At 62.6% G+C, this 23,018-nt stretch carries 25 protein-coding genes and 1 pseudogene; 14 read left to right on the forward strand and 12 right to left on the reverse strand.

Translation table 11 applies throughout. From position 1 onward, the window contains the following. Window positions 1–183 precede the first annotated feature (183 nt). Window positions 184–1,026 carry an archaetidylserine decarboxylase gene (gene asd / locus JHD59_RS09125; RefSeq protein ID WP_199153996.1) on the forward strand — a complete coding sequence of 281 codons (843 nt, stop codon included), beginning with the start codon at window positions 184–186 and terminating at the stop codon, window positions 1,024–1,026. Window positions 1,027–1,313: 287 nt separating this feature from the next. Here asd and JHD59_RS09130 read toward each other — a convergent pair whose 3' ends face one another. The 4 genes from JHD59_RS09130 to ilvB all read right to left on the reverse strand — a co-directional run bounded on the left by JHD59_RS09130 (window position 1,314) and on the right by ilvB (window position 5,458). Beyond that, a complete protein-coding gene (locus JHD59_RS09130; RefSeq protein WP_199153997.1) occupies window positions 1,314–2,015 on the reverse strand; it encodes a hypothetical protein in 702 nt (233 codons plus the stop codon). A gap of 110 nt (window positions 2,016–2,125) precedes the next feature. Further along, window positions 2,126–3,142 (reverse strand): ketol-acid reductoisomerase, encoded by a 1,017-nt coding sequence (ilvC, locus tag JHD59_RS09135; protein WP_103321338.1) that lies wholly within the window; start codon window positions 3,140–3,142, stop codon window positions 2,126–2,128. Between the two features lie 47 nt (window positions 3,143–3,189). After that, entirely contained in the window at window positions 3,190–3,681 is a 492-nt protein-coding gene (gene ilvN / locus JHD59_RS09140; protein WP_043621423.1) for an acetolactate synthase small subunit, read from the reverse strand. Between the two features lie 10 nt (window positions 3,682–3,691). Then, window positions 3,692–5,458 (reverse strand): biosynthetic-type acetolactate synthase large subunit, encoded by a 1,767-nt coding sequence (ilvB, locus tag JHD59_RS09145; RefSeq protein WP_103321339.1) that lies wholly within the window; start codon window positions 5,456–5,458, stop codon window positions 3,692–3,694. 192 nt (window positions 5,459–5,650) lie between these two features. On the opposite strand from ilvB, the gene JHD59_RS09150 reads away from it, so the two are divergent. Genes JHD59_RS09150 through JHD59_RS09165 form a run of 4 tightly spaced genes read left to right on the forward strand, consistent with a single transcriptional unit; the run spans window position 5,651 to window position 7,503 of the window. Further along, complete coding sequence (locus JHD59_RS09150; RefSeq protein ID WP_103321340.1) at window positions 5,651–6,217, forward strand: RNA polymerase sigma factor; 567 nt, start codon at window positions 5,651–5,653, stop codon at window positions 6,215–6,217. After that, window positions 6,214–6,594 carry a DUF3619 family protein gene (locus JHD59_RS09155; protein ID WP_158248801.1) on the forward strand — a complete coding sequence of 127 codons (381 nt, stop codon included), beginning with the start codon at window positions 6,214–6,216 and terminating at the stop codon, window positions 6,592–6,594. The genes JHD59_RS09150 and JHD59_RS09155 overlap by 4 nt, the downstream gene beginning before the upstream one ends. After that, window positions 6,587–6,985: a DUF3106 domain-containing protein gene (locus JHD59_RS09160; RefSeq protein ID WP_103321342.1), complete on the forward strand. Its 399-nt coding sequence runs from the start codon at window positions 6,587–6,589 to the stop codon at window positions 6,983–6,985. The genes JHD59_RS09155 and JHD59_RS09160 overlap by 8 nt, the downstream gene beginning before the upstream one ends. Then, on the forward strand, window positions 6,982–7,503 hold the full coding sequence (locus JHD59_RS09165; RefSeq protein ID WP_199153998.1) for an RDD family protein: 522 nt from the start codon (window positions 6,982–6,984) through the stop codon (window positions 7,501–7,503). The genes JHD59_RS09160 and JHD59_RS09165 overlap by 4 nt, the downstream gene beginning before the upstream one ends. A gap of 4 nt (window positions 7,504–7,507) precedes the next feature. Here the strand turns inward: JHD59_RS09165 and JHD59_RS09170 are convergent, their stop codons facing one another. Further along, window positions 7,508–8,401: a LysR family transcriptional regulator gene (locus tag JHD59_RS09170; RefSeq protein ID WP_199153999.1), complete on the reverse strand. Its 894-nt coding sequence runs from the start codon at window positions 8,399–8,401 to the stop codon at window positions 7,508–7,510. Window positions 8,402–8,500: 99 nt separating this feature from the next. On the opposite strand from JHD59_RS09170, the gene JHD59_RS09175 reads away from it, so the two are divergent. Together JHD59_RS09175 and JHD59_RS09180 are read left to right on the forward strand one after the other, a co-directional pair. Continuing rightward, the gene (locus JHD59_RS09175) at window positions 8,501–8,770 is read left to right on the forward strand and encodes a DUF2798 domain-containing protein (protein ID WP_103321345.1); all 270 of its coding nucleotides are present in this window, start codon (window positions 8,501–8,503) and stop codon (window positions 8,768–8,770) included. After that, complete coding sequence (locus JHD59_RS09180) at window positions 8,771–9,196, forward strand: carboxymuconolactone decarboxylase family protein (protein ID WP_233163966.1); 426 nt, start codon at window positions 8,771–8,773, stop codon at window positions 9,194–9,196. A 107-nt stretch (window positions 9,197–9,303) separates the two neighbouring features. On the opposite strand, the gene guaD is transcribed toward JHD59_RS09180, so the two are convergent. Then, complete coding sequence (gene guaD / locus JHD59_RS09185; protein WP_199154000.1) at window positions 9,304–10,614, reverse strand: guanine deaminase; 1,311 nt, start codon at window positions 10,612–10,614, stop codon at window positions 9,304–9,306. A gap of 215 nt (window positions 10,615–10,829) precedes the next feature. On the opposite strand from guaD, the gene JHD59_RS09190 reads away from it, so the two are divergent. After that, window positions 10,830–11,327: a MarR family winged helix-turn-helix transcriptional regulator gene (locus tag JHD59_RS09190; protein ID WP_199154001.1), complete on the forward strand. Its 498-nt coding sequence runs from the start codon at window positions 10,830–10,832 to the stop codon at window positions 11,325–11,327. Window positions 11,328–11,414: 87 nt separating this feature from the next. Here JHD59_RS09190 and JHD59_RS09195 read toward each other — a convergent pair whose 3' ends face one another. Next, the gene (locus JHD59_RS09195) at window positions 11,415–12,038 is read right to left on the reverse strand and encodes a lytic transglycosylase domain-containing protein (RefSeq protein ID WP_199154002.1); all 624 of its coding nucleotides are present in this window, start codon (window positions 12,036–12,038) and stop codon (window positions 11,415–11,417) included. Then, on the reverse strand, window positions 12,038–13,744 hold the full coding sequence (locus JHD59_RS09200; protein WP_103321350.1) for a proline--tRNA ligase: 1,707 nt from the start codon (window positions 13,742–13,744) through the stop codon (window positions 12,038–12,040). Before JHD59_RS09200 ends, JHD59_RS09195 begins: the two co-directional genes overlap by 1 nt. Before the next feature lie 328 nt (window positions 13,745–14,072). Here JHD59_RS09200 and kup point away from each other — a divergent pair, with 328 nt between their 5' ends. Next, window positions 14,073–15,938: a low affinity potassium transporter Kup gene (gene kup / locus JHD59_RS09205; RefSeq protein WP_103321351.1), complete on the forward strand. Its 1,866-nt coding sequence runs from the start codon at window positions 14,073–14,075 to the stop codon at window positions 15,936–15,938. A 59-nt stretch (window positions 15,939–15,997) separates the two neighbouring features. Here the strand turns inward: kup and JHD59_RS09210 are convergent, their stop codons facing one another. Further along, on the reverse strand, window positions 15,998–16,564 hold the full coding sequence (locus tag JHD59_RS09210; RefSeq protein ID WP_199154003.1) for a phosphohydrolase: 567 nt from the start codon (window positions 16,562–16,564) through the stop codon (window positions 15,998–16,000). 405 nt (window positions 16,565–16,969) lie between these two features. Between JHD59_RS09210 and JHD59_RS09215 the strand changes: the two genes are divergently transcribed. Genes JHD59_RS09215 through JHD59_RS09230 form a run of 4 tightly spaced genes read left to right on the forward strand, consistent with a single transcriptional unit; the run spans window position 16,970 to window position 20,014 of the window. After that, a complete protein-coding gene (locus JHD59_RS09215) occupies window positions 16,970–17,497 on the forward strand; it encodes a helix-turn-helix transcriptional regulator (RefSeq protein ID WP_199154004.1) in 528 nt (175 codons plus the stop codon). Continuing rightward, on the forward strand, window positions 17,494–18,237 hold the full coding sequence (locus tag JHD59_RS09220) for a queuosine precursor transporter (protein WP_199154005.1): 744 nt from the start codon (window positions 17,494–17,496) through the stop codon (window positions 18,235–18,237). Before JHD59_RS09215 ends, JHD59_RS09220 begins: the two co-directional genes overlap by 4 nt. Before the next feature lie 2 nt (window positions 18,238–18,239). Continuing rightward, window positions 18,240–19,562 (forward strand): chorismate-binding protein, encoded by a 1,323-nt coding sequence (locus JHD59_RS09225; RefSeq protein WP_199154006.1) that lies wholly within the window; start codon window positions 18,240–18,242, stop codon window positions 19,560–19,562. Continuing rightward, the gene (locus JHD59_RS09230; protein WP_199154007.1) at window positions 19,559–20,014 is read left to right on the forward strand and encodes a hypothetical protein; all 456 of its coding nucleotides are present in this window, start codon (window positions 19,559–19,561) and stop codon (window positions 20,012–20,014) included. The genes JHD59_RS09225 and JHD59_RS09230 overlap by 4 nt, the downstream gene beginning before the upstream one ends. 15 nt (window positions 20,015–20,029) lie before the next feature. Here the strand turns inward: JHD59_RS09230 and ampD are convergent, their stop codons facing one another. Continuing rightward, window positions 20,030–20,578 (reverse strand): 1,6-anhydro-N-acetylmuramyl-L-alanine amidase AmpD, encoded by a 549-nt coding sequence (ampD, locus tag JHD59_RS22765; RefSeq protein WP_255521383.1) that lies wholly within the window; start codon window positions 20,576–20,578, stop codon window positions 20,030–20,032. Between the two features lie 36 nt (window positions 20,579–20,614). Next, window positions 20,615–21,052 (reverse strand): annotated as a pseudogene (locus JHD59_RS22770) (GNAT family N-acetyltransferase); the annotation flags it as partial. 203 nt (window positions 21,053–21,255) lie between these two features. On the opposite strand from JHD59_RS22770, the gene JHD59_RS09240 reads away from it, so the two are divergent. Further along, window positions 21,256–21,786: a hemerythrin domain-containing protein gene (locus JHD59_RS09240; RefSeq protein ID WP_103321357.1), complete on the forward strand. Its 531-nt coding sequence runs from the start codon at window positions 21,256–21,258 to the stop codon at window positions 21,784–21,786. A gap of 75 nt (window positions 21,787–21,861) precedes the next feature. On the opposite strand, the gene tal is transcribed toward JHD59_RS09240, so the two are convergent. Beyond that, entirely contained in the window at window positions 21,862–22,923 is a 1,062-nt protein-coding gene (gene tal / locus JHD59_RS09245; RefSeq protein WP_103321358.1) for a transaldolase, read from the reverse strand. Window positions 22,924–23,018: the final 95 nt, after the last annotated feature.

The raw sequence follows: 23,018 nt of genomic DNA on the forward strand, positions 1-23,018 counted from the left end.
AATTTCAAGTCCAATAACTGTGTTAATTACGTCACACACCCTGTCAAATATGAATTTTTCAGACAAATTGTAGAATTTTACACAGGCAAATTAACCATTCAGACAAAGGGACCCACGGCTCGTCCACGCTGTCCGACAAGAAATCGGTTACAATGGCCGGTTTAAGACTGATTGGGGGCGCCCGTGTCCGAACGCCTGTTTGTGCTGTTGCAACATATGATGCCCAAGCTGGCGCTGACCCGGCTGGCCGGCTGCTTCGCCTCCTGGCAAGGCGGCAGCGTCACCACGGCGGCCATCCGTCGCTTCATCGCCCGCTACAACGTCAATATGGACGAGGCCGCCAACAGCGACCCGGCAGCCTACGCCACTTTCAACGATTTCTTCACCCGCGCGCTGAAACCCGGCGCGCGGCCGCTGGCCGATGCGCGGCTGGTCTGCCCGGTGGACGGCGCCGTCAGCCAGTTCGGCCCGATAGACCAGGGCCGCATCTTCCAGGCCAAGGGCCGCGACTACAGCGCCACCGCGCTGCTGGCCGGCGATGCGGCCCTGGCCGCACGCTTCCATGACGGCCACTTCGCCACCATCTATCTCAGCCCGCGCGACTACCACCGCATCCACATGCCCTGCGCCGGCAAGCTGCTGGAAATGACTTACGTGCCGGGCGATCTGTACTCGGTCAATCCGGCCACGGCCCGCGGCGTGGAGCGCCTGTTCGCGCGCAACGAGCGCGTGGTGTGCCTGTTCGAAGACGAACAAGGCCAACCGTTCGTGATGGTGCTGGTGGGCGCCACCATCGTCGGCAGCATGGCCACCGTCTGGCACGGCGTGGTCAACCCGCCGCGCCGCCCCGCCGTACATAAGTGGGATTACCGCGATCAAGACATTCGCCTGGCCAAGGGCGAGGAAATGGGCCGCTTTCTGCTCGGCTCCACCGTGGTGCTGCTGTTCCCGGCCGGCCCGCTGCAATTTAACGCCTCATGGCAGCCGGCCAAGCCGGTGCGGCTGGGCGAGGCGATGGCGGATTAATTCGAATACGGCGCGAAAGCGCCGTTTTTTTTCAATACCTATAGCCATGCCGAACGACCTGACCATTTTATTACCCTGACATTAGACGTCACTATATCGGCAGTGACGTACTACTTTTAACTACCACAGAATACCGTCTTATTCTCATTATGACTCACCTAAAACGGTTGCAGTACATCTGCCTTCTCGCCTTACAGCAGACAGCTCTGCCATAAAACCTCCTTCATAAAGTGGATACAAGCTCTGCCTGCCAAAATCTCTAAATCAGCCAACAAGCCAACTAACTATTATCGCCCCCTTTCTGAGCCAGCCATACACAACCAGTATATGTGCATGAGCTTATTATAATAAGAAATACCCATTTTTATTTCTTCCTTAACTTCAAATTCATTCTTGTCCACCCTTGGCATCACATCTAAGGAACTAACCACCTTCTCTGCATCCATCTTAGGAACCAAACCTGACAGATCAAAATCATCAAAACCGCACCAACCATTAATTCCCACTTGGTAATTTTTCAATGCCGCACATTGACCATACAATACCACCTTTAAATGTTTCAGAATTTCACCTGACAGGACCTCTACCAACCCCATACGTTTTATGTCTTCACATACGCTGACAAAGCGCTCAGAGCGGTAATCTATAGGAGAAATCGTTGCCAAGCCTCCTCCAAATTTTAGCGATTCCTGCAAGAGGCCTCTAAAAACTATCAGCCTTAATTCTTTCAAATCACTAACAACAGCCTCCGCCTCGATCCGAACTTCCCTTAACTTCACAACATTTCCGACAATAGATATCTCTTGAACATCATTTAAGAAAACCAAAACAAAGCCCACAGCTGAAACCAATGCCAAATACGAGACAAACTCACCTCCTGACAACTGACCCGCTCTTAGCAGTAGAAAGCCAAAAAACCAAAAAATAATAGCAAAGGATAAAATGATCAATCGTTCAAATCTAACACCAAACACATTTCCCTTACCCATATCACCTCCAAAAATAAAACATACAATCTAGCCTAATTCATCCCATTCAAAAGCATAAAAAGCCGGGCATCGCGCCCGGCTTTGTCTTTACCAACGATTCAAGCGACAGATTAGTTCTTGGACTGGTCCACCAGCTTGTTCTTGGCGATCCACGGCATCATCGCGCGCAGCTCGGCGCCGACCTTCTCGATCGGATGCGCGGCGGTCAGGCGGCGGCGGGCGGTCATGGACGGGTAGTTGGTCTTGCCTTCCAGGATGAACATCTTCGCGTATTCGCCGCTCTGGATGCGGTACAGCGCCTTCTTCATCGCTTCCTTGGTGGCGGAGGTCACCACTTCCGGGCCGGTCACGTACTCGCCGTACTCCGCGTTATTGGAGATGGAGTAGTTCATATTGGCGATGCCGCCTTCGTACATCAGGTCGACGATCAACTTCAGCTCGTGCAGGCACTCGAAGTAAGCCATTTCCGGCGCGTAGCCGGCTTCCACCAGGGTCTCGAAACCGGCCTTCACCAGCTCGACGGCGCCGCCGCACAGCACGGCCTGTTCGCCGAACAGGTCGGTCTCGGTTTCTTCGCGGAAGTTGGTCTCGATCACGCCGCCCTTGGTGCCGCCATTGGCCGCGGCATAGGACAGGGCGATGTCGCGCGCCTTGCCGGACTTGTCCTGGTAGACGGCGATCAGGGTCGGCACGCCGCCGCCCTTCAGGTATTCGGAGCGCACGGTGTGGCCCGGGCCTTTCGGCGCCACCATGATCACGTCGACGTCGGCCGGCGGCACGATCTGGTTGTAATGGATGTTGAAGCCGTGGGCGAAGGCCAGCGCCGCGCCCTTCTTCAGGTTCGGGGCGATGTCCTTGTGATAGACGTCCGGCTGGGATTCGTCCGGCAGCAGGATCATCACCACGTCGGCCTTCTTCACCGCGTCGGCCACTTCCTTGACCTTGTGGCCGGCCGCTTCGGCCTTTTTCCACGACGCGCCGTCCTTGCGCAGGCCCACCACCACGTCGACGCCCGATTCTTTCAGGTTTTGCGCGTGGGCATGGCCCTGCGAGCCGTAGCCGATGATGGCCACTTTCTTGCCCTTGATGATGGAGAGGTCGGCGTCTTTGTCGTAATAAACTTTCATTCTCTAATGTCCTTGATATTTGTTTGCTAAGGGACTTGCAGCCCTGCTCAGATTTTCAGAACCCGCTCACCGCGACCGATGCCGGATGCGCCGGTACGGACCGTTTCCAGGATCACTGTACGGTCCACCGCCTCGATAAAGGCGCCAAGCTTCTCGCTCGTACCAGTCAGCTCGATGGTGTAAGTCTTTTCCGTCACGTCGATGATGCGTCCGCGGAAGATGTCGGCCATGCGCTTCATCTCCTCGCGGTCCTTGCCCTGGGCGCGGACCTTGATCAGCATCATCTCGCGTTCGATGTGTTCGGATTCGTTGAGGTCTATCACCTTGACCACCTCGATCAGCTTGTTGAGCTGCTTGGTGATCTGCTCGATGACTTCGTCGGAACCGTGGGTGACGATGGTCATCCGCGACAGTGTCGGGTCCTCAGTGGTGGACACCGTCAGCGAATCGATGTTGTAGGCGCGGGCCGAAAACAGCCCCACCACGCGGGACAAGGCGCCCGCTTCGTTTTCCAGAAGTATGGATAGGATATGTCGCATGCCGGCCGCCTTAGCACATATTGCCGTAGTCACGGTTGTTCTCGAAAGGCACCTGCTGGATGTCGCGCATGTGCGGCGGCAGGTCCATCTGATCCAGTCCCTTGCCGTTCTGGATCATCGGGAACACGTTTTCCGACTGGTCGGTGCGGAAATCCAGGAACACCAGGCGCTCCTTCAGCTTGTCGCTGAACGCCTCGCGCAGCACCGGCTCCACATCGGCCGGGTTCTCCACCTTGAAGCCGACATGGCCATAGGCCTCGGCGATCTTGACGAAGTCCGGCAGCGCGTCCATGTAGGACTCGGAATAACGGGTGCCGTAGAAGAACTCCTGCCACTGGCGCACCATGCCCAGGTAGCGGTTGTTCAGCGCCACCACCTTGACCGGCGTGTGGTATTGCTTGGCGGTGGACAGCTCCTGGATGTTCATCTGGATCGAGCCTTCGCCGGTGATGCAGGCCACCTGCGCATGCGGGTTGGCCAGCTGCGCGCCGATGGCCGCCGGCAGGCCGAAGCCCATGGTGCCAAGTCCGCCGGAGTTCAACCACTGCTTGGGGCGGTCGAACTTGTAGTACTGCGCCGCCCACATCTGGTGCTGGCCGACATCGGAGGTGATGATGGCCTGTCCGCCGGTGATCTGGTACAGCTGCTCCACCACGTACTGCGGCTTGATCAGGTCGTCTGACGGGGTGTACAGCAGACAGTTATGGCCGCGCCATTCCTCGATCTGCCGCCACCATTGATTCAGCGCCGAACCGTCCGGCTTTTGGCCGGACTGCTTCAGCACATCCAGCATCTCGCGCAACACCAGCTTGACGTCGCCGACGATGGGGATGTCGGCGCGCACGCGCTTGGAGATGGACGACGGATCGACGTCGATGTGGATGATCTTCTTCGGCTGGCCGAGGAAATGCGACGGCACGCTGATGACGCGGTCGTCGAAACGCGCGCCCACGGCCACCAGCACATCGCAATTCTGCATGGCCATATTGGCTTCGTAGGTGCCGTGCATGCCCAGCATGCCGAGGAACTGCCGGTCCGAGCCCGGATAGGCGCCCAGGCCCATCAACGTGTTGGTGCACGGCAGGTTCAGCAGGCGCGCCAGCTCGGTCACCTCTGCCTCGGCGCGGCCCTGCACGGCGCCGCCGCCGACGTAGATATAAGGACGCTTCGCCTCAAGCAGCAGGTTCACCGCTTTCTTGATCTGTCCGCTATGGCCGCGGGTAGCCGGCACATAGGAACGGATATGCACGCTGTCCGGGTAACGGAACTCCGCGCGCTGCTGGGTGATGTCCTTTGGAATATCCACCACCACCGGGCCGGGCCGGCCGCTCTTGGCAATGTAGAACGCCTTCTTGATGGTGGCGGCTATCTCGTTCACATCCTTGACCAGGAAGTTGTGCTTCACGCACGGCCGGGTGATGCCCACCATGTCCACTTCCTGGAACGCGTCCAGGCCGATGGCCGGCGACGGCACCTGGCCGGAGATCACCACCATGGGGATGGAGTCCATATAGGCCGTGGCAATGCCGGTGACGGCATTGGTCGCGCCGGGACCGGAGGTCACCAGCGCCACGCCTATCTTGTCGCTAGAACGCGAGTACGCGTCCGCGGCATGCACCGCGGCCTGCTCGTGTCGCACCAGCACGTGCTTGAACTTGTCTTGCCGGAAGATGGCATCGTATATTTCCAGTACCGCGCCACCCGGGTAGCCGAAAACAAATTCGACCCCCTCTTCCTGCAGGCAGCGGACTACTATTTCGGCGCCCGATATCTGCATATCGCCTCTGTTTCGTATTAATTTCATCCCGTTTGCTCAAAGACCTTAGCGTATTGCTCAAAGCACGGTCAAGTGCTTTTGTGCAGGTGCAAAATGGCGCTAACTGCCGGTAATTTCAGGCAAAAAAACGGACTAGCCGAGTGATTCCTGCTCTGTTACCATCGCAGGTTGGCATCAACCCGAAACGCACAGATGGCAAGCCGCAAGGAAATGGCCGACTTCCTCCAGTCGGTGGAAAAACGCGCCTTCAAGCAGGCGCTGTACGCGGTGCGGCAGGAAGAGAACGCGCTGGATATCGTGCAAGACTCGATGATGAAGCTTGCCGACCGCTACGCCCACGCGCCGGCCGAGGAACTGCCGCTGATCTTCCAGCGCATACTGCAGAACACCATCCGCGACCACTACCGTCGCAGCAAGGTGCGCAGCTTCGTCAGCACCCTGCTGTCGTCGCTGATCCCTACCCATGCCGAGGACGACAGTCCGGACCCGCTGGAAACCCTGGATGTGGCCGCCGACGAGGCGCATACCAACCCCGAGAAATGGTATCTGCGCAAGGAAGTGGCACAGATGATAGACGCGTCGCTTAAGCTCTTGCCGGCGCGTCAACGCGAGGCCTTTCTGCTGCGTTACTGGGAGGGACTGGATGTCGCCGAAACCGCTCTCGTGATGGGATGTTCGGAAGGCAGCGTGAAGACGCATTGCTCGCGCGCCAACCACACCCTGGCCGCCATCCTTGCGCAAAAGGGAGTACTGCTATGAAACACGCCAAAGATAGCCCGGGCGACCATTTGCCGAATCACATCACCCGCATACTCGACAATCCGTCCTCCGACCCAACGCCGCAGCAGTTGGCGCGCCTGAGAGCCGCGCGCCAGCGCGCCATGCAACAGTATGATATGCGCGCCGCCGAGCCAGTCAGCCTGCACGAGCGGCTGGCGCTATGGGCGCAGCGCCATCTGGTGATGCTGCGCCGCGGCGGGGCCGCCATCGGTTTTGCCGCGATCGCCGCCGCCAGCCTGATGCTGGCCGAGGGGCTGCTGGCCGAATCGGAATCGGTGGACGCGACGGTGCTGTCGCAGGATCTGCCGCTGAACTCGCTGCTGGAGCCGCATTTCAGCCGGGGGCTGCATGAATAAGGCCGCACACCTGGCCAGCGCCTTGTGCCTGGCCGGTCTGCTCTGCCCCGTGTTCGCCCAGGCCTCTCCGCCCGCCAATCCGAGCTGGGACCAGCTGGACAGTCAACAACAGCAGGTGCTGGCGCCGCTGGCCGGCGAGTGGAACCGCTATTCGCCGGACAAAAAACAGAGCCTGCTGGCCATCGTGCCTGGCTTCGCCAATCTGGCGCCTCAGCAGCAGCAACGGGCGCAGCGGAAGCTGAAAGCCTGGTCCGAGCTGACGCCGCAGCAACGCCACGAAATCCGCGCCAACTGGAAAAAACTGCAGCAGCTGCCGCCTGACCAGCGCGAGCAAGTGATGCAGCGCCTGCGCCAGCAGCGCGCCCAACCCGACGCCTCCATCGCCCAATGACCGAAACCGCCGCCCCCAGCCTGTCTCGCTGTCTGGCCAGCCTGTTCTACGAATCGCTGCTGATCGTCGCCATGCTGCTGATCACCAGCGCCGTGCTGACCCCCTTGCAACTGATGTTGGGCCAAGACTCCTGGCTGCTGCACAGCCTGATCCAGCTGTCCTCGGCCGGCGTGCTGTTCGCCTACTTCGGCTACTGCTGGACGCGCAGCGGCCAAACCGCCGCAATGAAGACCTGGCACATTCGGCTGGTGACGGCCGACGGCAGGCTGCTGAACTGGCAGCAGGCGCTGATGCGCTTTGCCGTCGCGGCGATGCTGTTCGTCGGCCTGCCGGTGATCTCCTACCTCGGGTGGCAACGCAGCTATGGCGACCATCCGGCGGCCAAGTGGCTGGCGCTGATCTGGTGGCTGCTGCCCTTCCTGGCCCGTTTCTACGACAAGGAAGGCCGCCACCTGCACGACAGGCTGGCCGGCACCCGGCTGGTCCTGCTGCCCAAGCCGCCGCGCGGCGGCAAATAAGCCTTCACTCCTGCAAGCGCGGCTCCGCTGCGGCAAACGCCAGCAGGGCATCGAGCACCACGCGCACCCGCGCCGGCAAGGCGCGCCGCTGCGGCCAGACGGCGTACACCGGTCGCGTGGCGATCTCCCATGACTCCAGCACGCGGCGCAGCGTGCCATCGGCCACCTGACGGTGGCAAATGCTGAGCGGACTGACGGCGATGCCGGCCCCGGCCTCGGCCAGCCTCCGCGTCAGCAGCATATCGTTGGCTTGCAGGCACGGCGCGACCGGCCACTCCACCTCCTCGCCGCTTTCCCGGTGACGCAGTTTCCAGCGCTGAAACGGCTCCGACATCAGCAGTCGGTGCGCCGCCAATTCAGCCGGCCGCTCCGGCTCGCCATGCGCTTCCAGATAGGCTGGGGCGGCGACCAGAATGGTACGCACCGCGCCGACGCGGCGCTGCTGCAGCGAGGGGTCGGTCTGCTCCCCCACCCGCAGCGCCAGATCCGCCATGCCGCTATACAAATCGTCCATATTATTGTTCAGCTTCAACTCCAGCCGCAGCTGCGGATGGTCGCGCAATAGCCGCTCCCACAGCGGCAGCAGCATATCGTTGGCCATATTCAGCGGCGCCATCAGCCTCACCACGCCCTCCACCCGGTTCAGCGTCGCGTCCAGCGACGCCGTGGCTTGCCGCAGCGCCGCCAGCAAGGGCTTGCACTGCTCGTAGTACTGCCAGCCCTCGTTGCTCGGCACCATGCGCCGCGCGCTGCGATTGAGCAGCTTGCAACCCAGCCTCGCCTCCAAAGCCTGCAGCCGCCGCGTCAAGGTCGGCGCCGGCATCTCCAGGCGCAGCGCCGCCGCGCGCAGGCTGCCGGCATCCACAATCGCCACAAACAGATCCAGATCATCCAGCATGATTGCAAAAATGGAATTTGAAATTGATTTTTTCATTCTATTTTCGCAATTCGCTTTTTACTAGACTCTGCTCATCAAAAACCGACGGAGAATCACGCCATGCATCCCGCTCTGCGCCAACGCCTGCTGTTCTCGCTGCTGATGTCTGGGGCCATGTCCCTGGTCATGACTGCCTGGTTCACCAGCCTGAATCTGGGGCTGCATGCCGATTTTCTGGCGCACTGGCTGCACGCCTTCGCCCAGGCCTGGCCGGTCGCAATGGGCGCGGTGCTGCTGCTGGCGCCACCCCTGCAGAAACTGACCGCACGCCTGCTGAATTGGCGCGCGCCCGCCACCAGCGCCCAGTCCGCGCTGAACCCGAAAGGATGAATGATGAGACTCGATTACACCAAACTGTCGCCCCAGGCCTATCAAGGCTTGCTGTCCTGCAAGAACGCACTGGCGGAGAGCAGCCTGGGCCTGCCGCTGATCGAACTGGTCTATCTGCGCGTGGCCCAGCTGAACGGCTGCGCCTTCTGCCTGAAGCTGCACAGCCACGCGCTGCGCCGCCGCGGCGAAAGCCAGGAAAAACTCGACGCGCTGGCCGGCTGGGACGTGGCGGAGATCCTATCGCCGCGCGAAGCCGCCGCCATCGCCTGGACGGAAGCGGTGACCCGCATCGGCGAAAGCCGCGCGCCGGATGACTTGTATCAGGCTTTGGGCGAGCATTTCAGCGCAGCGGAAATCTCCGACCTGACGTTGGCGATCGCGCTGATGAATGCCTTTACCCGCATCGCGGTGGCAGTGCGTCAGTAGACGGCAAACTTATCCACAACGCCCGGAGAAATCTCAAGTTATCCACAATGGCAAGCAGGCGGAGCCCTAGTGGCCATCCGCCTGCTTGCTGTCGCCTTGCCTGCGCTTTACGCTGCCGCGCGCCGATACACCGGGCTACCGGCCACATATGTCGCCGCCACCGCGCGATCGTCGCCCAGCATCATCTGGATGAACAAGGCTTCGGACAGGTCGCGGGCGTAGCGCATGCGGAAATCCAATAGCGGCGTGGAGCGCAGGTTCAGCACCGCCAGATCGGCCTCCATGCCGACGGCGATACTGCCCACCTTGTCGGCGATGCCCAGCGCCTCCGCGCCGCCGCGCGTGGCCAGATAGAATGCCTGCGCCGCCGACAGCGGTTTGCCGTGGCTCTGCGCCGCCATATAAGCCGCGTTCATGGTCTGCAGCATGGAGAAGCTGGTACCGGCGCCCAAGTCGGTGCCCAGGCCGACCGGAATGGCCCGCTCGCCCTCGACGCAGCGGCGCAGGTTCAGGCAGCCGGAGCCCAGGAAGAAATTGGAGGTCGGGCAGTGGGCCAGCGAAGCGCCGCTGTCGTGGAAAGCCTGCAGCTCCTCATCGCTCAGGTGGATGCCATGGCCGTACACCGCGCGCGGCCGCAACAGGCCGTAGCGCTGATAGACGCTGGCGTAGTCGCGGCAGCCGGGGAACAGCTGCTTGACCCAGGCGATCTCGTCCAGGTTTTCCGAAATATGGGATTGGATGGCGACATCGGGGAACTCCGCCGCCAGCGCGCCCAGCATTTCCAGTTGGCCATGGCTGGAAGTCGGCGCGAAGCGCGGCGTGATCACATATTCGGCGCGGCCCTTGCCATGCCAGCGCTGGATCAGCGCGCGCGATTGCTCATAGGCGGTCAGCGGCGTGTCCAGCAGCGCTGGCGGCGCATGGCGGTCCATGCAGACCTTGCCGGCCAGGATGCGCAGATTGTGGCCTGCCGCCGCCTCGAACAGCGCATCTACCGACCCCGCGTGCACAGTGCCGAACACGCAGCCGGTGGTGACGCCGTTGCGCAGTTGCTCATCCAGGAACACGCGCGCCACGTCCCGCGCATGCGCCTCGTCGGCGAAGCCCTGCTCGGTGACGAAAGTGTAGTGATGCAGCCAGTCCAGCAATTGCTCGCCGTAGGCGGCCATCATCTCGGTCTGCGGATAGTGGACATGGCAGTCGATGAAGCCCGGCAGGATCAGGTGATCCGGATAATGCGCCACCGCCAGATCGGCCGGCAGCGTCGGCAATAGCTCTGCCGCCGGGCCGCATGCCGCGATGCGTCCGTTCTCCATCACAACCAGCGCGTCGCGCTGGAACGCCAGGCAATCCCGCTCAGCCTCCCGGAACGGATTGCCCCGGAAACTCAGCACATCGCCACGTACCGCTGTTTTCAAGCTTTAACTCCCGCCGCTATGCGGCATTTATCTTCATATAAAGAATCTTTACATGTAAATATATCGCTGATTCGGCATTCTGGCAAGGATCCCGCGCTGCAACATAGTTGATCTGCAGCATTTGTCTTTAGATGAAGATAGTATATTTTGAAGTCGTGATACTCTTGCGCCCGACCGGATTCGCCGTGCTTACCTTACGATCAGGAATCAGCAGCATGCAGCAAGTACCAGACCAGATTGACCGCATTGTCGCCCTGTGGAACGAAGTCCGCCCCGATCTCGATACCTCCGCCACTGAGGTCATCGGCCGCATCGTGCGGATGGAATACTTCATCACCCGCCGGGTGCTGCAGGATTTGGCTCGCCATAATCTCAATGTAGGCGAATTTGACGTGCTGGCGGCGCTGCGCCGCCGCGGAGAGCCGTATCAGCTGTCGCCCAACCAGTTGCAAGGCATGGTGCTGATCTCGTCCGGCGCGCTGACCAACCGCATCAACCGGCTGGAAGAAGCCGGCCTGGTTCAGCGCTCGCCGGATCCGGACGACCGACGCGGCGTGATCGTCACGCTGACGCCCAAGGGCTTCCAGGTGATAGAAGACGCCGCCGGCCACCATCTGGCCGCAGAGTCTGAGTTGCTGGAAATGCTGGACGGCGAAGAACGCGCCACGCTGGCCCACCTGCTGAAAAAGATGCTGCAGGCGCAGGAAGACTGAGCCGCGACACCAGACGCCAGCCTTCCCGAGCCAGCGCTTGCAAAGCCATGCTCTGGCGACAAAAAACCGGCCTATTGGCCGGTTTTTTCATGGCAAGGCCGCCGTGCGCACTGCGGCGGGCGGCGTCCACGCCCATTTTTTCTTCCAGGCGCCCATCACCATATTGGGGTATTCCGGCTGGCCCAGGCTGCCGTTATAGCGGCCCAAGGCGCGGTACAGATTGCCGCGCTCGATGTCCAAGTAGTGCCGCAGAATGGTGCAGCCGTAGCGCAGATTGGTGCTGAGATCGAACAGATTGTGCTGCGGCGTGCCGATATGGCGCGGCCAGAACGGCATCACCTGCATCAGGCCGCGCGCGCCGGCGCCGGAAATCGCGTATTTGTTGAAGCCGCTCTCCACCTGGATCAGGCCCAGCACCAGTTGCGGGTCCAGCCCGGCGCGGGTGGCCTCGTACTGGATGGCGGTGAGCAGCCGCTCGCGCACCCATGGGTCTGGAATGCGCTTTTGCAGGCGCGCCGACATCTCCGCCAGCCAGGCTTGGCCCTCGCGCGGGTTGTCGAACACCAGCCGCGGCGCGTTGACGTCGGAAATCGAACGGCTCATCGCCGACGCCACATTGGCCGACAGCGCCTCCTCCTTCTGCGCGCCGGCCCACGCTGGCGCATGCGCCAGCAGCAGGCAAAGCGGCAGAAGCACGAGGCGCGGTTTCATCAGGCCAGCTTATCCAGCACGTGGGCCAGGATGGCGTCGGCGGCAACGGCAGTCGCTTCGCTGTCGCGACGGTGCTGATACTCCACCTTGCCTTCTTTCAGGCCGCGGTCGCCGATGGTGATGCGGTGCGGCGCGCCGATCAGCTCCCAGTCGGCGAACATCGCGCCCGGGCGCTCGCCGCGGTCGTCCAGCATCACGTCCACGCCCTTGGCCAGCAGTTCAGCGTGCAGCTTGTCGGCGGCTTCCTTCACCGCTTCGGAGCGGTCGTAGCCGACCGGGCAGATCACCACCGCGAACGGCGCGATGGAATCCGGCCAGATCATGCCCTTGTCGTCGTAGTTCTGTTCGATGGCCGCGCCCAGGATGCGGGTCACGCCGATGCCGTAGCAACCCATTTCAAACGGCTTGGGCTTGCCGTCCTCGTCCAGGAAGGTGGCGTTCATCGCGGCGGAGTACTTGGTGCCGAGGTAGAACACGTGGCCCACCTCGATGCCGCGCTGGATGGCCAGCACGCCCTGGCCGTCCGGCGACGGGTCGCCTTCCACCACGTTGCGGATGTCGAACACTTCGGGCTCGGCGCAGTCGCGGCCGAAGTTGGCACCGGTGTAGTGCTGGTCGTCCTCATTGGCGCCGATGACGAAATCGGCCATCTTGGCCACGGTGCGGTCGGCGATCACGCGGCCCTTGAAGCCCACCGGGCCCAGCGAGCCGGGATTGGCGCCGAAGGCGTCGCGGATGGCGGCCGGGCTGGCGAAGGTCAGCGGGTTCTTGATGCCGGCCACCTTTTGCGCCTTCACCTCGTTCAATTCGTGGTCGCCACGCACCATCATCAGCACGGCCTCGCCCTCTTCGCCTTCCACCACCACCGCCTTGACGGTTTGCTTGATGTCGATCTTCAGGAAATCGACCAGCTCGGCGATGGTCTTGACCTTGGGCGTGTGCACCTTGGTCAGCGCGGCCGATGCGGCGGCGCGCTCGCCGGCCGGCGCCAACGCCTCGGCCAGTTCGATGTTGGCGGCGTATTCGGAGTCCGGACAGTAGATGATGGCGTCCTCGCCGGTATCGGCGATCACCTGGAATTCGTGCGAGCGATCGCCGCCGATGGCGCCGGTGTCGGCCGCCACCGCGCGGTAGGTCAGGCCCAGACGATCGAAGATGCGGCGGTAGGCCGCGTACATATTGTCGTAGCTCTTGAGGGCGTCTTCGGCACTGCGGTCAAACGAGTAGGCGTCCTTCATGGTGAACTCGCGGCCGCGCATCACGCCGAAGCGCGGGCGGCGCTCGTCGCGGAACTTGGTCTGGATCTGGTAGAAGTTCTTCGGCAGCGCGCGGTAGCTGCGCAGCTCGCGGCGGGCGATGTCGGTGATCACCTCCTCGGCGGTCGGCTGCAGGGCGAAATCGCGCTCGTGGCGGTCTTTGAAACGCAGCAGCTCGGCGCCCATCGCGTCCCAGCGGCCGGTTTCCTGCCACAGCTCGGCCGGCTGCACCACCGGCAGGCTCACTTCGATCGCGCCGGCGCGATTCATCTCTTCGCGGATGATGTTTTCCACCTTGCGCACCACGCGCAGGCCCATCGGCATCCAGGAATAGATGCCGGCGGCTTGCTTGCGGATGAAGCCGGCGCGCAGCATCAGCTTCTGGCTGGTGATGTCGGCGTCGGCGGGAGCTTCTTTCTGGGTGGAGATGAAAAACTGCGATGCGCGCATGATGCGTCCTTGGAATTCGGCTAAATGTCTTCGATTGTAGCGTCGTCCCGCCTTGGCGGCCAAGCGTCACGCCCCTGTCACGTCGGCGCAGGCCGCGTCAACCGCTAGGCGCTTGGCAGTTGTTGCGGTACAACAACCCTGTTTACGGCAGGCCTACCCGCGCTTGGCGGGCTGGGGCCACTGGGGTAACCTGCGCGCTTCCGAGCATTTTTATGGTTTTTTTATCGGCCGCTGTCATCGACTATGATGTTACGACGCAGCCGCAAAATGCATCCGGCTCAACCATCGCCGCCGCAACGACGACGATGAACAACCGCAATGGAAACTTATGCAGGAACAAAACAAACAGGCGATGGCAGGCCTGACGCTGGCGGCGCTCGGCGTGGTATACGGCGATATCGGCACCAGCCCGCTGTATACGCTGCGCGAGTGCTTCACCGGACAAAACATTCCCACCACGCCTGACAACATCTTCGGCATCCTCTCGCTGATCTTCTGGTCGCTGATTTTCGTGGTGTCGATCAAATACGTCGCCTTCATTCTGCGCGCCGACAACCGCGGCGAAGGCGGCATCATGGCGCTGATGGCGCTGGCGCGGCACTACACCACCCACGCCGCGCGCTGGAAGATCGTATTGCTCGGCCTGTTCGGCGCCGCGCTGTTCTACGGCGACGCCATCATCACGCCGGCCATTTCGGTGCTGTCCGCGGCCGAAGGCATGGAGGTGCTTTCCCCGCAGATGCAGACCTGGGTGCTGCCGGTGGCGGTGACCGTGCTGCTGGGGCTGTTCCTGCTGCAGCGCTTCGGCACCGCCAAGGTGGGCATGATGTTCGGCCCGGTGATGATGGTCTGGTTCGCCACCATCGGCCTGATGGGCCTGAAGGAAATCCTGGTCACGCCGGCCGTGCTACACGGCCTCAACCCGGTTTACGCTGTTCTCTTCATCCAGCAACACGGCTTCCACGCCTTCCTGACGCTGGGTTCGGTGGTGCTGGCGCTGACCGGCGCCGAGGCGCTGTACGCCGACATGGGCCACTTCGGCAAGACGCCGATCCGCCGCGCCTGGTTCGCGCTGGTGCTGCCCGGCCTGGCCCTGAACTACTTCGGCCAGGGCGCGCTCCTGATGCGCGATCCGTCCGCCATCAAGAACCCGTTCTTCATCCTGGCGCCGGACTGGGGCCTGGTGCCGCTGATTGTCCTGGCCACGCTGGCGACCGTGATCGCCTCGCAGGCGGTGATCTCAGGCGCCTACTCCCTATCGCGCCAGGCCATCCAGCTCGGCTACAGCCCGCGCATGGAGGTGCAGCATACGTCGGCGCAGGAAATCGGCCAGATCTACATGCCCTTCATCAACTGGCTGTTGATGATCGCGGTGCTGATCGTGGTGCTGACTTTCCGCTCGTCCGATAGCCTGGCGGCGGCCTACGGCATCGCCGTCACCGGCACCATGCTGATCACCACGCTGCTGTTCTTCGTGGTCGCCCGCGTCAATTGGCGTTGGCCGCTGCCGCTGGCGCTGGGCATCACCCTGGTCTTCGGCATCATCGATCTGGCCTTCTTCAGCGCCAACTTCCACAAGATCGCCGATGGCGGCTGGCTGCCGCTGGCGATGGGCGCGGTGATCTTCCTGTTGATGAGCACTTGGAAACGCGGCCGCGAACTGTTGTTCAACCGTCTGCGCGAACAGGCGCTGCCGCTGGATGGCTTCATCGAAAACCTGGAAGCCTTTCCGCCGGCCCGGGTGCAAGGCACAGCGGTATTCCTGACCAGCACGCTGCACGGCGTGCCGCACGCGCTGCTGCACAATCTGAAGCACAACAAGGTGCTGCATGAGCGGGTGGTGCTGATGACGGTGCGCACCGAGGACGTGCCCTACATCTCCGACGAAGACCGGCTGGACATCGTGCAGATGTCGGCATCGTTCTGGCGCGTGGTGGCGCGCTACGGCTTCAAGGAAGATCCGAACGTGCTGCAGGTGATCGAAATGTGCGCCAAGGAAGGCTTCGAAATGGAGCTGATGGACACCTCGTTCTTCCTGTCGCGAGAAACCATCGTCCCCACCGACCATCCCGGCATGGCGCTCTGGCGCGAGAAGCTGTTCGTTTGGATGAGCAAGAACGCGCTGCGGGCGACCGATTTCTTCCAGGTGCCGACCAACCGCGTGGTGGAGCTTGGGGCGCAAGTGGAGCTGTAGATCCGCCGCCAAAACCGCTCACAGGCGCGTCCACCCGGACGCGCCTTTTTCATGGCCGCTCAACACGGCGCGTCCTGGCGGAACTGAATGCGCGACGGCTGCGGCCAGCGCAGGGCTTGCTCATACTGTTCGCAGAAGCGCGCCAGCGCCAGGGAAATGGTCATCGGCCAGATCCGCTCCGGCAGCGGCTGCACCCCCATCAGGATGGGCCACGGCTGCCGGTCCGGCGGCATCAGGTCGCGCCGCTCGGTCGCCAGCAGCCGGGCGTCGGCCAAGGCCAGCTCGGCCCTGTCCTCGCCGCTGAGCTGGAGTTCGAAACGCGCCTCCACCGCCGCCGCCAGCCGCCGCGATTCGGGCGCGCCGCCCTCACCATCGGCCCGCACCACTTCGCCGGCATAGGCCTTGGCCGCCCCATGCAGCAAGCCGGCCAGCTGCAGCCGCCCTGGCAGGATTTCCGTCATCCGCACCGCATGCTCGGCCTCGCTGTAGAACTGGCGGCAGGCGCCGCCAAAGCGGCAGAGATGCGCCAGATGGTGGGCGATATCGACGATGTCTATGTCTTCCGGCCGCGGGTCCATCACATTCAGATACCGCCCGGAAACGGTCTGTATATACGCGCCCCTCATTTGTCCTCCCGCCCGCACCGCTGTCGCTGATTGCATTTGTCTGATCCCTATCCAGCTCTCGTGCTTTTCACTTTTCCGTTGCCCAATTCAATTGCAACGGCATAAAATTTCATCCGCAAAATATTGCGTCGGAAAATAAATAAAGAAATCGATATTTTCTGGCTTATTCACCTGAATCAAGAAAGCACCGCCGCCCGATGAAAACCTGAAAACCAGACAATCGCCAAGCAGACAGTTTAAATTATCCTTTGAAAACAACAATAAACATTTAATTTATGACATAAATCATAAGCGATCCAATCTAGCACAGCCGAACCTATTTCTTCCAGAAAAAATAGAATCCACCCAGCCATCCATCTCAATACGATTTATCAGACAAGAGAATATTCACACTCAAACAATATAATGCAGGCAAAAAAAACCACCCGCCCCCATTCGGTATTGCATGAATTCAAGCAAAGTGCGATACGCAGAATCCGCGATAAAAGAATTTCCCTCAGCGAGTTAGCCCGCATCACCGGCATCAAGCAGTCGACGCTGCATCGGGGCTTATATGAAGAACGGGAGCTGACCTTCAGCAATGCGCTTGCGATAAGCCGCGCGCTGGATATCGGCCTGGGCAGCGCCGCCGCCGCCGGCATGGCGCCTGTGATCCGCAGCGTTGACCAATTGGCCGCGTTAAGCGACGGCCGCCAGCCGATATGGGACGAGTTCATCCCCTTAGAGCCGTCGGTGGACGATTCGGTACTCGCCATAGACCAGGCGCTGTTCCGTCAGCGCGTATTCCCGCGCCGCTCGGTGGTGGTCGTGCAAACCGCCCCGCCCTGGCATGGCCGGGCCGTCTTCGCAGATCGCGGCGCGCTCAGCCTGGAAGACAACGGCCACGCGGCCTTCGGCTGCGTGGTGGCCATCATTTTTCGGAAAAACACATGAAACGACTCCAAGACCTGGCCAACCGCGCGCTGGCCTGCATCGATCCCATCGTGATCCTGTCCTTCCTGATCCTGATCTCGGCGATCGCGTCCAATCTGACCTCCTACAAGGTGATCCAGGTCTTCGGCACCGAAGCCAGCCTGGGCACCTTCACCATGCCCATCATCCTGATGCTGCTCAACCCCATCGCCGAGGTCTATGGCAAACAGCGCTCCAACCAGATACTGTTCGCCACCTGCCTGGCGGAAATCCTGTTTGCCGCGTCCTTTACCGCGCTCAGCCTGTCGCAACGCGACTGCAGCCTGTTGCCGCAGGGCGAGCGCGGCCATTGCGCAGCGCTGAACCAGAGTTATGTGCTGATCAGCGAACACATTGTGCGCGGTTCGATCTCGTTCGCGATCGGCTGCCTGATCGGCAGCCAGTTCAACACCCGCTTCCTGCTCTATCTGAAGAGTTTGTGGTCGAGCCGGCTGTACTTCGTCCGCGACATCTTCTCGTCGGTGATCGGCGAAGTGGTGTATACCGCCATCTGCTTCATGATCGCCTTCTACGGCGTCTTCCCCTTCACCACCATCGTGAAGATCTTCGCCTTCAGCCTGGTCTTCAAATTTTCATCCACCGTGGTGCTGTCCTGGATTTCCCAACTCATCGTCCAGTTGCTGTACCGCTATCAAGCCTGGATCGAAACCGTCCCCGGCGGCCGCAAGGTCAAATTCTCCTCCCGCTACCTGCAAGTATGAACATGATCAAGCTGCATTCCGTATCCGTCCCGCAAACCGCGCCGCGTCCGCCGCTGTTCGCGCTGCAATGCAACTACGACTACACCGGCAAATACGCGCACCGCGCCCGCGCGGTCGAACGCGCCGCGCTCAGCGTGCTGTTCTTCGGCGACCGCATCGCGCTGCTGCCGCGCAGCCGCAATGGCGTCCGCATCGTCGAGGCGCTGACGCCGTTGCTGGGTTTGATGCCCGACGCCAGCGCGCCCGGCGCGCGGCGTCTGCCGCTTGACCCTTCCGCGCCGTTGCCAACCCGTCTGCAGCCCTTGCTGGACTTGCCCGCGCGCTTCGATGCCGACCCGCATTTCGGCCTCTACGGCTTCTTCTGCTATGAGCTGATCCACGCCAAGCGGGGACTGGGCAGCGGCCTGCTGGGCGTGTTCCACCTGCCGGAGCGGCTGATCGTGGACGGCGTGGCCGTGGACTATCTGCTCGACCCGGCCGATGCCGGCGGCGAAGCCTGGCCGCTGGCGCTGGGGCCGCTGCTGAACGCCGACGACTTCGCCGCCGGCCGTGGCCAGCCCTACCCGCGCATGTACGATATCGCCAGCCAGCGCATCGCCGACGGCGCGCTGCGCTCGGTCAACCCCAGCTTCGCCATCCAGCGCCCCTGCGCGCGCGACGCCTACCAGATTCACCGCGACCTGCTGCAACGCAATCCCGCTCCGTACAACCTGTATTTCGACGGCGGGGACTTCCAGTTGGCCGGCTCTTCGCCGGCGATGTTCCTGCGGCTGCGAGACGGGCGGCTCAGCACCAGCCCGATCTGCGGCACCGTCGCGCGCGGCCGCGATGAAGCCGAAGACCGGCTGCAAGTGGAGAAACTGCTGGCGTCGGACAAGGACAAGTTCGAACTGGAAGAATGCGTACGCGCCGACATCCTGGCCAAGGAGGCCTGCTGCGAAGACATCCGCGTCGACGTGGCGCGGGAAGTGGAACGCTTCGCCAACGTGTTCCACACATCGGCCAGCATCAGCGCGCGGCTGAAGCCAGGCAAAACGCTGGCTGACGCCATCTGCGACCACCTGTGGCCCGCCACCGTCATCGGCACGCCGGTGGATGCCGCCGCCCGGCTGCTGGCCGAACACGAAACCCGCTACTGGTACGCCGGCGCCTGCGGTTATGTTTGCGCCGGCGAGGCGGAGCTGGGCACCGTGATCCGCAGCGCGCTGCTGGCGCACGGCCTGGCCACCACCCGCGTGGGCAGCACGTTGAGCGCGCGCTCCAGCCCGGAACTGGAACGCGGCGAGTTGGAAGCCAAGGCCTCCTTGATCCTGGGGGTGTTGTGAGCGCGCTCACCATAGAAGACATCGGCGCCGAAGCGATCACAGTGCGGCTGGTCAACACCGCCCAGACCTATCGCCTCAGCCTGGAGCGGAAGGTGAAGCTGGCCGATCTGCGCGGCCTGCCGCGCGACGAGATCCTGCTGGCCGGCGTAGTGGCCGGCAAGGTCGCGCGCAAGCGTCCCGCCTTGCTGGCTCAATACGACTTTTCCGATGTCGCCGTCGCCGGCGATTTCCGGCCGCGGCATGTGGTCTTCGAACACAGCGTCGGCTTTGTCGAAAACGGCGACACGCGAGTGCAGCTGCCGTTCCGCGAATTGCTGGGCAATCTGGACGCCATTTCGCGGCTGAGCGACGAGGCGGCGTTTTACCTGGGCTTCAGCTACGCGCTGTTTGCGCTGCCGGGCGAGGCGCTGGCCTTCGGCGACCATCCCCGGCCGTATCTGAAACTGACATAGCGGCGAATGGCGCCGCTAGCCCAAGGCCAGGCCGCAGGCGGCCTGCGCCCGCTTCCAGTCGAACCACGGCCCAGGATCTGTCTTGCGGCCCGGCGCGATATGTTCGTGCCCGGTCATGGCCGACAAGGGCAGATGGCGTCTCAGCTCCATGCCCAGCGCCGCCAGCGTGCGGTATTGCGCCTCGCTGAACGGCTCGAAGTCGCAGCCTTCCAGCTCCACGCCGATGGAGAAGTCATTGCACTTGTCGCGGCCGCGCCAGCTGGACACGCCGGCATGCCAGGCGCGCTTGCCGACCGGCACGAACTGCAGCAGCCGGCCGTCGCGGCGGATGAAAAAGTGGGACGACACCCGGAGTTGATGGATGCCTTGATAGTACGGATGCTCGGCCGGGTCCAGCCGGTTGGCGAACAGCTGCTCCACGCCGGGTCCGCCGTAACGGAACGGCGGCAGGCTGATATTGTGCACCACCAGCAATTCCGGCACGCAGCCAGGGCCGCGCTCGTCGCAATTGGGCGACGGCTGCTGCAAGGCGCCGGTCACCCAGCCATCGGTGCCCAGCTTCAACGCCGGCGGCTCGGCCGGACGATACTCCAACCGCCACAAGGCCAAGCCATCGGTCGTGGTCCAGCGCTGGGTCTGCACGAATCCGGCCTTGTGGTACAGCGCCAGCGCCGCCTGGTTGACTTCCGCGGTGTCCACGCTGCAGCTTGATTCGTCCTGCAGCGCGCGGTTGAGCAAACGGTAGCCCCAGCCCTGTTCCAGATGTTCCGGGTCCACGACCGTGCGCTCGATGTGGATGCCGCCGTCGGGGCGGCGCGACACCACCACCAGGCCGCGCAGCGCCTCGCCCTCGAACGCGGCCAGGATGCGCTCGCGGCTGGCGCGCACCGCAGCCAGGTCCGGCCACAGCACCGGCAGGGCCGGATAATTCAGCCACGCCACTTCCAGTTGGTGGGCCGCCAGCTGCACGCGCAGCGCTTCCCGCGCCAGCCTGTCGTCGGCGCGATCCAGTTCCTTCACTTCGAACGGCAACTGCATGCTATTCCCTTGTTTTCCGCGCCGGATTCGCTCCGCGAAAATCCGGCTTGTGTTCCATCGCGCAAAGCGGTATCAAGAACATGCGCAGCCGGCGCGCACGCCACCTGCCATTATGACGGACAGTTTGCACTTGAGGCACGTCATGTCCTGGGCCTGAACTGTGCGGCACAATCTTGATTGACTCAATATGCTGGAGACCCCACATGCTCACGCTCAACACTATGGGCGCCAATCCCTCGCCCAGCTTCGATCAGCCGCTGGAAATGCTGCTGGCCTGCCATGACAAGATTCGCCGTTTCTGCGACCTGCTGGACAAACTGCCGCCGTATATCGAGGAAAATGGCGTCGACGAAGCCGCCCGCAACACCATAGACGACGTGGTGCGCTATTTCGACATCGCCGGGCCCGCCCATCATACCGATGAAGAAGAAGAACTGTTTCCGCTGATCGAGGAGCGGATTCCCACCGCCGCCTCGCGGCTGGAGCAATTATCGGCCGAGCATGGCTACCTGCATTCGTGCTGGAACGCCATCCGCGACGATCTGGTCGCGCTGCGCGACGGCCGCATCAAGCAGATCAGCAAGAACGAATTGCAGGAGTTCGCCCGCCAGTACCGCGATCACGCCGCGACCGAAGAAGCCTGGCTGTTTCCCGCCGCCGCCAGCACGCTGAGCCCGGAAGAGCTGAAGCTGGCCGGCGCCCGCATGGCCACGCGCCGGGCCGAAGCCGCCTGAACCCTCGCGTCGCTCCAAACAAAACGGGTTGCCCGCTCACGCCGGCAACCCGTTGTTACAACCGTCCGCGCGGGCTTAGGCGGTGAGCTTCAGCAACTGGGCGAATGCATCCTCGAACAGCTTCAGACCATCCTGCTGCAGCTTCTCGCCGGCGGCGCTCAGGTCGATGCCCGCGGCCTCCACTTCGGCCAACAGCGCCTTGGCCTGCTCCATGCCTTGCGGCAGCGTCAGCGCGGCGTTGCCATGATCGCGGAAGCAGCTCAGCGTGGCGTCCGGCACGGTATTGACGGTTTCGTCGCCGATCAGGCTCTCCACGTACAGCACGTCGCTGTAAGCGGCGTTCTTGGTGCCGGTGGAAGCCCACAGCAGGAACTGCGGACGGGCACCGGCGGCGCGCAGCTTGGCGAACTCTTCGCCGTGGAAGCGCTCCTGGTAACGGGCGTAAGCCGCCTTGGACAAGGCGATGGCCACCTTGCCCTTGTGCGGCTCGGCCACTTGCGGATCGAGCAGGCTGTCTACGCGCGACAGGAAGAAACTGGCCACTGCCTTGACGCCGGCCACCGGCTTGCCGTCGGCCAGGCGCGCGGACAGGCCGGCGATGTAGGCATCCCACACCGCTTCCACCTGCGGCAGCGAGAACAGCAGCGTGATGTTGACGTTGACGCCTTCGCGGGTCAGCTGCTGGAAGGCGCGGATGCCTTCTGCAGTGGCCGGAATCTTGATCATGGCGTTGGCGCGGCCGATTTCGGCCCACAGACGGCGCGCGGCGGCCAGGGTGCCGGCTTCGTCGCGCGACAGTTCCGGCGACACTTCCAGGCTGACGTAGCCGTCATTGCCCTGGCTGGCCTCGTATTGCGGCTGCAGCAGATCGCAGGCGGCCTGGATATCGGCCACCACCAGTTTCTCGTAGCGCGCCTCGGCGGACAGCCCGGCGTCCTGCTTCAGCACCGCCAGCTCGCCCTGATAGCTCGCGTCGGTGCTGATCGCCTTGTAGAAGATGGCCGGATTGGAGGTCACGCCGGCGATGCCGTCGTCGGCCAGCAGGCGCGACAGTTCGCCGGAGGCGATCAGTTCACGGGACAGATTGTCCAGCCAGATGCGCTGGCCGAACGGACGAATGGCTTGCAAACGATTCATGGTGAGGCGTCCAGGGGGAATTGCTTGAGGTAAAGACAGACATCGTAGCGCGCCGCAACCGCCGCGCCAAGAAAATTGTCGCGGCGGTTTGCGCT

Origin of the sequence: Chromobacterium sp. ASV23 (assembly GCF_016428945.1) — a bacterium.
In the GTDB taxonomy this organism is placed as follows: domain Bacteria; phylum Pseudomonadota; class Gammaproteobacteria; order Burkholderiales; family Chromobacteriaceae; genus Chromobacterium; species Chromobacterium sinusclupearum.

What these genes read in the sequence shown, in the direction of transcription:
- JHD59_RS09130 (WP_199153997.1), bottom strand. Translation starts at nt 2,015, where the DNA reads ATGGGTAAGGGAAATGTGTTTGGTGTTAGATTTGAACGATTGATCATT.
- ilvC (WP_103321338.1), bottom strand. Translation starts at nt 3,142, where the DNA reads ATGAAAGTTTATTACGACAAAGACGCCGACCTCTCCATCATCAAGGGC.
- ilvN (WP_043621423.1), bottom strand. Translation starts at nt 3,681, where the DNA reads ATGCGACATATCCTATCCATACTTCTGGAAAACGAAGCGGGCGCCTTG.
- ilvB (WP_103321339.1), bottom strand. Translation starts at nt 5,458, where the DNA reads ATGCAGATATCGGGCGCCGAAATAGTAGTCCGCTGCCTGCAGGAAGAG.
- JHD59_RS09150 (WP_103321340.1), top strand. Translation starts at nt 5,651, where the DNA reads ATGGCAAGCCGCAAGGAAATGGCCGACTTCCTCCAGTCGGTGGAAAAA.
- JHD59_RS09155 (WP_158248801.1), top strand. Translation starts at nt 6,214, where the DNA reads ATGAAACACGCCAAAGATAGCCCGGGCGACCATTTGCCGAATCACATC.
- JHD59_RS09160 (WP_103321342.1), top strand. Translation starts at nt 6,587, where the DNA reads ATGAATAAGGCCGCACACCTGGCCAGCGCCTTGTGCCTGGCCGGTCTG.
- JHD59_RS09165 (WP_199153998.1), top strand. Translation starts at nt 6,982, where the DNA reads ATGACCGAAACCGCCGCCCCCAGCCTGTCTCGCTGTCTGGCCAGCCTG.
- JHD59_RS09170 (WP_199153999.1), bottom strand. Translation starts at nt 8,401, where the DNA reads ATGCTGGATGATCTGGATCTGTTTGTGGCGATTGTGGATGCCGGCAGC.
- JHD59_RS09175 (WP_103321345.1), top strand. Translation starts at nt 8,501, where the DNA reads ATGCATCCCGCTCTGCGCCAACGCCTGCTGTTCTCGCTGCTGATGTCT.
- JHD59_RS09180 (WP_233163966.1), top strand. Translation starts at nt 8,771, where the DNA reads ATGATGAGACTCGATTACACCAAACTGTCGCCCCAGGCCTATCAAGGC.
- JHD59_RS09190 (WP_199154001.1), top strand. Translation starts at nt 10,830, where the DNA reads ATGCAGCAAGTACCAGACCAGATTGACCGCATTGTCGCCCTGTGGAAC.
- JHD59_RS09195 (WP_199154002.1), bottom strand. Translation starts at nt 12,038, where the DNA reads ATGAAACCGCGCCTCGTGCTTCTGCCGCTTTGCCTGCTGCTGGCGCAT.
- JHD59_RS09200 (WP_103321350.1), bottom strand. Translation starts at nt 13,744, where the DNA reads ATGCGCGCATCGCAGTTTTTCATCTCCACCCAGAAAGAAGCTCCCGCC.
- kup (WP_103321351.1), top strand. Translation starts at nt 14,073, where the DNA reads ATGCAGGAACAAAACAAACAGGCGATGGCAGGCCTGACGCTGGCGGCG.
- JHD59_RS09210 (WP_199154003.1), bottom strand. Translation starts at nt 16,564, where the DNA reads ATGAGGGGCGCGTATATACAGACCGTTTCCGGGCGGTATCTGAATGTG.
- JHD59_RS09215 (WP_199154004.1), top strand. Translation starts at nt 16,970, where the DNA reads ATGCAGGCAAAAAAAACCACCCGCCCCCATTCGGTATTGCATGAATTC.
- JHD59_RS09220 (WP_199154005.1), top strand. Translation starts at nt 17,494, where the DNA reads ATGAAACGACTCCAAGACCTGGCCAACCGCGCGCTGGCCTGCATCGAT.
- JHD59_RS09225 (WP_199154006.1), top strand. Translation starts at nt 18,240, where the DNA reads ATGATCAAGCTGCATTCCGTATCCGTCCCGCAAACCGCGCCGCGTCCG.
- JHD59_RS09240 (WP_103321357.1), top strand. Translation starts at nt 21,256, where the DNA reads ATGCTCACGCTCAACACTATGGGCGCCAATCCCTCGCCCAGCTTCGAT.
- tal (WP_103321358.1), bottom strand. Translation starts at nt 22,923, where the DNA reads ATGAATCGTTTGCAAGCCATTCGTCCGTTCGGCCAGCGCATCTGGCTG.